The sequence below is a fragment of the Sulfurimonas sp. genome (assembly GCF_026991475.1).
Lineage (GTDB): Bacteria > Campylobacterota > Campylobacteria > Campylobacterales > Sulfurimonadaceae > Sulfurimonas.
Genome location: NZ_JALXBK010000003.1, coordinates 1 through 9,303, shown reverse-complemented (window position 1 = coordinate 9,303; position 9,303 = coordinate 1). Strand labels below are relative to the sequence as shown.

General features: G+C 38.1%; 10 protein-coding genes. 9 read left to right on the top strand and 1 reads right to left on the bottom strand.

Features of this window, described 5'->3' with window-relative positions; genetic code table 11:
• The 4 genes from MV589_RS00290 to MV589_RS00275 all read left to right on the top strand — a co-directional run.
• Positions 1 to 939: potassium channel family protein (locus tag MV589_RS00290; protein WP_297430941.1), on the top strand; the 939-nt coding region annotated here is incomplete at its 5' end.
• Positions 920 to 2,473 carry an ion transporter gene (locus MV589_RS00285; RefSeq protein ID WP_297430940.1) on the top strand — a complete coding sequence of 518 codons (1,554 nt, stop codon included), beginning with the start codon at positions 920 to 922 and terminating at the stop codon, positions 2,471 to 2,473. The genes MV589_RS00290 and MV589_RS00285, both read left to right, overlap by 20 nt.
• Positions 2,473 to 3,171: a potassium channel family protein gene (locus tag MV589_RS00280; protein WP_297430939.1), complete on the top strand. Its 699-nt coding sequence runs from the start codon at positions 2,473 to 2,475 to the stop codon at positions 3,169 to 3,171. The genes MV589_RS00285 and MV589_RS00280 overlap by 1 nt, the downstream gene beginning before the upstream one ends.
• Before the next feature lie 93 nt (positions 3,172 to 3,264).
• Positions 3,265 to 4,953: a YgiQ family radical SAM protein gene (locus tag MV589_RS00275; RefSeq protein WP_521966155.1), complete on the top strand. Its 1,689-nt coding sequence runs from the start codon at positions 3,265 to 3,267 to the stop codon at positions 4,951 to 4,953.
• Here the strand turns inward: MV589_RS00275 and MV589_RS00270 are convergent.
• Positions 4,950 to 5,897: a class I SAM-dependent methyltransferase gene (locus MV589_RS00270; protein WP_297430944.1), complete on the bottom strand. Its 948-nt coding sequence runs from the start codon at positions 5,895 to 5,897 to the stop codon at positions 4,950 to 4,952. The two genes, MV589_RS00275 and MV589_RS00270, sit on opposite strands and share 4 nt — an antisense overlap.
• A 102-nt stretch (positions 5,898 to 5,999) precedes the next feature.
• Here MV589_RS00270 and MV589_RS00265 point away from each other — a divergent pair, with 102 nt between their 5' ends.
• The 5 genes from MV589_RS00265 to MV589_RS00245 form a co-directional block, all read left to right on the top strand.
• Positions 6,000 to 6,245 (top strand): RNA-binding S4 domain-containing protein, encoded by a 246-nt coding sequence (locus tag MV589_RS00265; protein ID WP_297430937.1) that lies wholly within the window; start codon positions 6,000 to 6,002, stop codon positions 6,243 to 6,245.
• A gap of 1 nt (position 6,246) precedes the next feature.
• The gene (gene trpD / locus MV589_RS00260; RefSeq protein WP_297430936.1) at positions 6,247 to 7,233 is read left to right on the top strand and encodes an anthranilate phosphoribosyltransferase; all 987 of its coding nucleotides are present in this window, start codon (positions 6,247 to 6,249) and stop codon (positions 7,231 to 7,233) included.
• On the top strand, positions 7,230 to 7,646 hold the full coding sequence (gene tsaE / locus MV589_RS00255) for a tRNA (adenosine(37)-N6)-threonylcarbamoyltransferase complex ATPase subunit type 1 TsaE (RefSeq protein ID WP_297430935.1): 417 nt from the start codon (positions 7,230 to 7,232) through the stop codon (positions 7,644 to 7,646). The genes trpD and tsaE overlap by 4 nt, the downstream gene beginning before the upstream one ends.
• A complete protein-coding gene (lptB, locus tag MV589_RS00250; protein WP_297430934.1) occupies positions 7,634 to 8,356 on the top strand; it encodes an LPS export ABC transporter ATP-binding protein in 723 nt (240 codons plus the stop codon). Before tsaE ends, lptB begins: the two co-directional genes overlap by 13 nt.
• Before the next feature lie 15 nt (positions 8,357 to 8,371).
• Positions 8,372 to 9,303: RNA polymerase factor sigma-54 (locus MV589_RS00245; protein ID WP_297430933.1), on the top strand; the 932-nt coding region annotated here is incomplete at its 3' end.

Sequence of the window (9,303 nt, the reverse complement as noted above, 5' to 3'; positions counted from 1 at the left end):
AAGCGTATCTATTTTGGTATTACATCTCCACATATATGGCTTTTAGAGATGTGGATGTATGGGCATATTTTAAAACTTAAAGGAAGAGATAGATTTCCAGATGGAAAATATATTATTTATGGTAGTGGGCGAATGGGACAGGCTATTGCTGCTGGTCTGAAAAAGGCTAATGTTGAATATATTTTAAAAGATTTTGATTCTAAACAGTACATTAAAGAGAAAGAATCTACTATATTTGGTGATGCAGAAGATATGCAAAAATTGATTGATTTAGGTGTAAAAGAGAGTGCATCTATTATTGCTGCTACAAAAAATGATATTTTGAATCTAACTATTTTAAATACAGCAAAACAGCTTAATCCAAATATTTTTACAATGGCAAGAGAGAACTCACTTGATGATCTAAATATTTTTAAGGCTGCAAAAATCAATAAAATTTATGTTGTTGAAAAAATTCTTGCAGATGCAACATATAACTTTATATCTAGACCTCTGGTTGATCTATTTATTCATGAAGCAAGAAAACAAAATGAGGAGTGGGCAGAGGTAATTGTTAATATTTTAAATAATATAACAGGAATGAATCCAAAATATTTTGAGACACAGCTTAATGACGAGAATGCTTATGCTTTGAGTTTAGAGTTTAATAAGGGTGGTGAGATCACACTTGCTAATTTAAGGCGTTCTCGTGAAAATAAAAATGAAATGTTGCAAATAGTATTTTTATTGTTAAAACGAGGTGATGAAGTATATCTTATGCCAGATTCACAGATGCACCTTCAACTTAATGATAAACTTTTAATCGTAGCAGATGACGATACTTATGAAGATTTTGAGTATATAATTAATAATATATATGAGTTAAATTATGTGTTGGATAAAGAAGATACAAATAACATTTTAGATTTTTGGGGGAAACATGGAAAAACCAAAACATAAACTACTCTCTTTTGCCTATTTTTTAGAGAGTTCCAAAGTTTACAATAAAATCAAAAAATTTGTATATGATTTAATTGAAAATGATGAATATAAATACAAACGTTATTTTGATATATTTATGATTTTTGTCATTTTAAGCAGTGTTACTCTTTTAGTAATGGATGTTAAGAGACATATTCCTCACTGGCTTGATGATTTCGACCTCTATTTTGTAACGACGATATTTGTTGTGGAATATCTACTTAGAATGTGGGTATATAGTGATATTCATAAAATTATTATTGATGAGTATGAAGAGAGCAGTTATTTTGACAAAGAGGTGAGTTATTATTCTTTGTTTACAAATATAGCAAAAAATAAATGGGCGTATATGGTCTCCTTTTCAGCTATTATTGACCTTATAGCTATTTTACCAAGTTACAGAGGGCTTCGAGTACTTCGTGTTTTTGTCCTCTTTCGTGCCTTTAAAATGTTGCGTTATACGAAAAGTTTGACAGGCTTTTTATATGTTTTAAAAAATAAAAAATTTGAGTTGATGACACTTTTAACACTCTCAACATTTTTTATATTTATCGCAGGTATTATGCTCTATGTTTTTGAGGGTGATAATGAAAATCCAAATATTCATAACCTCTTTGATGCTTTTTACTGGGCGCTTATTACCATTTCAACTGTTGGATATGGCGATATTGCTCCTGTTACGCCTGAGGGTAGAATTGTTACTATGCTCATTATCTTTACAGGTATCGGACTTATCTCTTTTGTGACCTCAATCATTGTCTCTTCATTTAATGAGAGACTAAGTGTCTTACGAGAAGATAGAGTTGTGCAAGAAGTTGGAAAAAAAAAGAAACTTACTGTTGTTTGTGGTTATGGTCTGCTTGGTCGTTTAGTTGTAAAGGGCTTACAAAAAGAGGGTGTTGAGTTTGTCATCATTGATAGAAGTGAAGAGATGGCAGCAGTTGCTTACAATGATGGCTACCATGCAATATGTGCTGATGCAACAAAGGGTACAATATTTGAAAAGCTTGGCATTGATGATCGTATCTCTCATGTATTATGTCTAACCTCTGATGATATTCAAAATGCTTTTATTTCTGTGAATGTGAAGAGTTTAAATAGCGAAGTATATGTTACGGCAAGATGCAGCGATCAAGAGATAGCAACGAAGATGGAATATGCCCATGTTGATCAGGTTATTATGCCAGAAGAGGTGGCAGGAATGATGGGTGCTGTATATGCTGGTGAGCCTGTTGCGTTTGAAGTGCTTCTCTCTATCATAGAAGAGAAGGAAAAAACACATATAAATGAGATAGCAATAGCAGAGGGAAGCTTTTTAGACAACAAAATGATAGGTGAAGTTGATTTTGAAAGGCTGCGTTTAATACTGCTGGGTGTTTTTAAACGCAGTGAAGAGTCAAAACTTGGAGAGTTCATCTTCAATCCAAGTGATGAATTTGTACTCAATGCAGGAGATAATCTCGTATGTATAGGTTATTCAACTGCTGTGGCAAATCTAAAAAGGAAGATGTAATGCAAATACAGAAAGATATTCTACTTTTTGGTTATGGCACGTTTGGAAGACAACTTTATAAAAATCTGCGTTCACGAGGACATAAGGTAAAAGTTGTTGTAGGTTTGGATGATTATGTAGAGGTAGAGAGTGACAGTGGTGTGGACATTACGCGTATAAATATCAAACGCAACGATGATATTTTAGCACTAAATGTAAACGCAGCAGAGTCCATATTTTACTGCGCGATGAATAAAACAGCAAATAATCTCTTTTTGGTCTTAACACTAAAATCACTCTATCCTCAAGCTAATGTAATAGCAAACTCAAACTCCAATGAGACAACAAGAAAACTCAAATACGCAGGTGCAACAAGTGTTATAGACCTCTATGAAGCGACTTCAAGACGTATAGTCAATGTTCTCACAAAACCTGCTGTCTCTATGGCACTTGATGAGATAGTCTATAAGCAAAATGATTTACAAATGCTTGAAATTGAACTGAAAGAGAACACTTTTTTAGAGGGAAAATATGTAAGTGAAATTAAGTTTCGCCAGATGGGGATTATACTTATTGCTATTATTGACAAAGAGTTAGGGTATGAGCTTGTCTTTACTGACCATAGAATAAACCATAAACTTGATGCTGGAGATATTTTGGTTATTGTTGCTAAAAAAGAGAATATAAGTAAATTTCAAGAGATGTTAAAAAAGGGATAGATCATGAGCAGAAGACATAAAGATAAAAATAGAAACAGACGAGATACAGTAAAGTTTACTGAAGAAGATTTTCTTCCTACGACTCGTGAAGAGATGTATGAGAGAGGGTGGGACTATTGTGATGTTATTTTGGTAAGTGGAGACTCTTACATTGACTCGCCTTTTATCGGTGTGGCTATGGTTGGTCGCATGCTTGAGCGAATGGGTTACAAAGTGGGGATGATAGGGCAACCTGACCTTGAATCTCCTGATGATATTATGCGTTTGGGTGAACCACGACTTTACTGGGGTGTAAGTGGTGGAAGTGTTGATAGTATGGTAAGTAACTATACCGCTACAAAAAAGTTTCGTAACTCAGATGACTATACCCCTGGGGGAGTCAATACAAAAAGACCAGACAGGGCTTTGCTAGTTTACTGTAATCTTATTCGTCGTTACTTTAAAAATACTGTGCCACTTGTACTTGGCGGCATAGAGGCTTCACTGCGTCGTGTGACACATTATGACTATTGGCAAAATAGACTAAAAAAACCAATACTCTTTGACTCCAAAGCAGATGTGATGATATATGGCATGGGTGAGATTGCTCTTAAAGAGCTTACACGAGCCATAGATGAGAAGCGAGATTATAGAGATATTCGAGGTGTTTGTTATATCTCTAAAGAGCCAGTTCATGAGTATATTCAGCTTCCAAGCCATCAGGAGTGTCTGGATGATAAAGAGAAGTATATAGATCTCTTCGATGATTTTTATGATAACAATGACCCAATCAGTGCTAATGGACTTTGTGAAAAAGTAGATAGTCGTTATCTTATTCAAAACCCACCGTGTGATTACCTCAATGAAGATGAGATGGATGCAAACTCTAAGCTTCCTTTTACAAGAGAGCAACATCCATACTATGAAAAGATGGGAAAAGTGAAGTGTCTTGAGACTATTAAATTCTCCATTATGACACATCATGGATGTTGGGGCGAGTGTAACTTCTGTGCTATTGGTGTGCATCAAGGTAGAACCATACGAACGCGATCAGAAGATAACATCGTTGATGAAGCAAAAGAGTTTAATAAATACAAAGACTATAAAGGTGTCATCTCTGATATTGGTGGTCCTACTGCAAATATGTATGGTTATGAGTGCGGAAAAAAGCTCAAAAAAGGGACATGTGACCATATGAAGTGTGTGGATGCTAACAGACTTTGTAAAACCATGCATGTTGATCATAGTCGCAATATCAAACTTCTGCGTCGTGTGCGAGAAGTTGAGGGTGTGCGTCACGCTTTTGTGGCAAGTGGTATTCGTTATGACTTGATCAACTCCGATAAAAATCATGGCTATAGTTACCTCAAAGAGATGGTAGATCATCATATCTCAGGGCAGATGAAAGTTGCTCCAGAGCATACACAGCAACATGTTTTAGAGTTGATGGGCAAACCAGGAAAAGGGGAGCTTGTAAAGTTTAAACATATGTATGACAGACTTAACAAAGAGAGTGGGAAAAATCAATTTCTTACCTATTATCTCATCGCTGCGCATCCAGGGTGTAAAGAGAGTGATATGAAAGAGTTGAAGCGTTTTACTACTGATGAGTTAAAGATGAATCCAGAGCAGGCACAGGTCTTCATTCCTACACCGGGAACCTACTCGGCAGTTATGTACTACACAGAGATGGACCCAAAAACTCGCAAGAAGATTTTTGTAGAAAAAGATACCAAACGCAAAGAGAAGCAGAAGCAGATAGTGGTGAAAAAAGATTGTTTTAAATCTGGCTTTGCCTCTTAATCTTTACGAATAGAGGTAGCCGTTAAGAAAATGTAATCTTTGCCTGTAATGGTGACACGAAACTTCTTCTGTTGCAAATACTTTTTAGAGAAGATAACATCTTTATAAAGCAGTCCCATCTCTGAAAATGGGTAGTTCTTTACTCGCGCTCCATAGACCATCTCTCCATCTATCCAGCGACAGTTTGGAAAGCCAAGAATCATCGCTCCATCTTTTTTGAGTTGGTTTTGAACTATGGACATAAGAAGCTTGTTAAACTCCAAGTTTGAGCTTTGCAGTGTTCCTATTGAGATGATGAGGTCAAATTTTCCTAACTCTAAGCTGTTAAGCTCATTTATGTCGTGTTGATAAAATTTTACATTCTCACTGCGTTTAAACTTCTGTTTGGCTGCGTTTATAGCACTTTTACAGTAGTCAATGCCGACAAGTTCAAGTGCATCGAAGTTCTCACAAATACTCTCTATAGCTTCAAACTCATCACCACTGTTTACACCAAGGTTTAAAATACGCAAGCGTTTTTCGATGTTCACATTTTTGAGCGCTTGGAGGTAGTAGTATATAAACGCAGCCTCTTCATTCTTATGAATTTGAGAAAATATGGAGCTTTCGCCGTATTTTTCCTCTTTTTGAGTAATGACTTTGTGAAAACTGCTATCTGCGTTTAACTTTTCATAACGAATCAAGACGAAGTTTTCATCTATGATTTGTGGCGTGAGCATTTTACAGTGGAGTTGTTGTGAGAGGTCAAGCCAGTTTTTATAACTTCTATAGATGACGCTTTCGTTCTCTAAACGCAACTCATTACCGCTGTATATTGATATTGTAATATCTGGGTTAAGAGCCTTAAATGCAACTATCTCTTTTGCTTGTAACTCTGCTACTTTTGTCTGTAACACCTGCATAATTTCTATCATAGATTTTTTATAAAGTCTGTCCATACACATCTTACGCAAAAAATGTTCCAATATTGAGTTTCTCTTACATTCTTTTCAGTTATATTTGCCTACAATAATAAAAAATTAATAAAAAGTTTGAGAAAGTAGAATATGCGAATAGATAAATTTTTAAACTCTGTAAATATTACAAAAAGACGCTCCGTTGCACAAGATATGATAAGTAACGGCGTTGTACTCATAAATGATGTTGTCGTAAAGGCGAGTAAGAATGTAGCGGTGGGAGATGTAATTACCATCAACTACCTAAACGCAGCGAAGAAGTACAAAGTGTTGCAGCTTCCAACGACAAAATCTACTCCAAAATCTCTTCAAGACCAGTACATTAAGGAACTTTAATATGAACTATGATGAAGCAAAACTGAAATTTACCTCTCTATTTAACCATGAGATGAGTGATGAGGCTATGCGTGAGTTTTTATCAGGTCTGACACTTGATGCAAACACTCCTGTTGAAGTCATTGCAGCCGCTGCAGATGTAATGCGCTCATTTGCAACTCCTCTTCCAATCTCTGAGCAGACACGTGAGCAGGCTATAGACATAGTAGGCACGGGTGGCGATAAAATAGGCTCTTTTAATATCTCCACAACGACTTCCATCTTAGCAGCTTCTTGTGGAGCAACTGTTGCAAAACATGGAAATCGCTCTATCACTTCAAAGAGTGGAAGTGCCGATGTGCTTGAGGCTTTAGGTGTGAAGCTGGGCTTAAGTGTCGAGCAAAATGCACGACTTTTAGAAGAGGCAGGATGGTGTTTTATGTTTGCACAAAACCATCATCCTGCCATGAAGTTCATTATGCCTGTGCGTAAGTCCATTGAGCATAAAACTGTGTTTAATGTTTTAGGGCCTCTGACGAATCCTGCGAACATTAAAAAGTATATGCTTGGGGTATTTGACAAATCGTTCGTGCCTAAAATGGCAGAAGCACTCAAAATAAACGGTGCAACTTCTGCACTCGTTGTAAGCTCAAATGAGGGAATGGATGAGATAGGCATTAGCGATATAACTCATGCTGCGCTCTTAAAAGATGGCAAGGTCACCGAGTTTGAGATAGACCCGCAGAACTACGGCATAAAAAGAGCGCCGCTTGAAGCTATAGTCGGTGGTGATGCAAAAGTAAACGCAAACATTATGCGCGCTATATTTGACGCAAATGCAACAGATGCGCAGCGTGACATTGTGCTTATGAACACTGCGGCATCATTGATGGTCGATGGTTTGGCGCGTGACATTCAAGATGGTTTGGAGATGGCAAGAGAGGCCATTGCAAACGCAAGACCGAAGAAAAAGCTCAAACAGATAGTAGAGATCTCTAACACATTATGAAAGAGAAATATTGTCTAAAAGTTGATGAGCTTGAGGGCTTGGCAGAAGATATTTTAGCCTCATTTCAAAACGGTGTTGTGATTTTACGCGGTGATTTGGCGGCGGGGAAGACGACACTTGTGAAGGTCATAGCTAAGAAAATGGGGTGTGACGATGATGTGACTTCCCCGACATTCTCTTTGCAGCAGTGTTATGGTGAGAAGATTTTTCACTATGACATCTACAACCACGGGGTAGAGCATTTCATCTCTTTGGGGATGCTTGAAGAGCTTGACAAAGAGGGGCTGCACTTTATAGAGTGGGGCGATGAAAAACTCCTCGACCTTTTAACTTCTGTCGGCATTGATGTAATGACGATAGATATAGAAAAAACTTCAAATGATACAAGAGAGTACACGCTATGCATACACTAGAAGCGGTTGAACTGCAAAAGAAAATAAAAGATTTAGAGATAGTAAAGAGTGTGAGCCTTAAAGTGGTGAGCGGCGAGGTCGTAGGATTGCTTGGACCAAACGGAGCAGGAAAAACGACCACTTTTTATATGATATGTGGGCTTGTAGAAGCAACAAGCGGCAAGGTCTTTTTTGATGGTGAAGATCTCATAGGGATGCCGCTGCATCAACGCGCGCTTAAAGGTATAGGCTACTTGCCGCAAGAGGCGTCGATATTTAAAGATTTGAGTGTGGAAGATAACCTGATGATAGCCGCACAGGTGGGCAATATGAGCAAAAAGGAGCAAGACGAGCGAATACTTGAACTGCTTGATATGTTCAACATTGAGCCTATTCGTTACCGTAAAGGTGTGAGTCTCAGTGGTGGGGAGCGTCGTCGTGTGGAGATTGCACGTGCTTTGGTAAATAAGCCGAAGTTTTTACTGCTTGATGAACCTTTTGCAGGGGTTGACCCTATCGCCGTGATGGACATTCAAAAGGTCATCCATCAGCTTGTCTCTTACAACATAGGTGTGCTTATTACCGACCATAATGTCCGTGAGACGCTAGATGTTTGTGACAGAGCCTATGTTATAAAATCAGGTGAGCTTCTTGCAAGTGGAACAAGTGATGAGATAGGACAAAACGAAGATGTCCGCAAGCACTATCTTGGCGAAAACTTCAAACTCTAATGGTATATTAATAGGATGGCAGCACTAAGACAGACACAGAGTGTCGAGAACAAACACAAGCTCTCAAGCACGCTGAGAAATTGGCTTCCTATTTTACACTCAAGTCTCTCAGATTTGGGGGAGGCGATGAGCCCTTTTGTTGAAGCAAATCCGCTCATTGAGGTAAAGTCTGGCTATGAAGAGGATTTTGAGAAGAAAATACCTCGCAAGATAATCTCACGCACTGTAAGTAACTCACGAACAGAGCAGATAGAAGCCCTGACCATCGCACATAAGTCACTCTACGATGTTTTAGATGAACAGCTAGAAGCGCCGCTCTTTCCGACACCTATTTCACAAAAGATAGCACAGTATGTGGTGGCAAACCTTGATGAGCTTGGCTATTATGAGGGCAATACAGAGGAGTTTTGTCAAAAAAATGAAATAGAAGTTGATTTTTTTGAGAAGACTCGTCTGCGTTTTGCACACATTGAACCGCTTGGCATCGGGGCAAAAGATTTGGCAGAGTCCTTTTTGTTTCAGCTTGATAACTCTGAGATAAGTGACGCAGCATACCCTTTGGCGGTTGCAATCATTAACGATATGCAAAACATCCACAGTTACTCCTCGCATGAGCACTTTTCAGAGGTGATGCACACACTCTCTACTTTTAAAAATCCGCCAAACATCGAGTACCAAGAGGAGTCTGCGCAGATTGTACCTGACTTGATGATCTACTTCAATGATGAAAACCAGATAGAAGTAAAGCTCAATGATGCCTACTACCCAAACATCACCATAGATGCAGATTATGGTGTAGAGCACGACTTTGTCAAAGAGAAGATAAAAGAGGCAAAATCACTTGTAGATGCGCTCGATATGCGAAAAGCAACGCTCTACAAAGTAGGGCTGATGATAGTTGAGTACCAGTACGACTTCTTTACAGGCGGACAGATAATGCCGCTGAC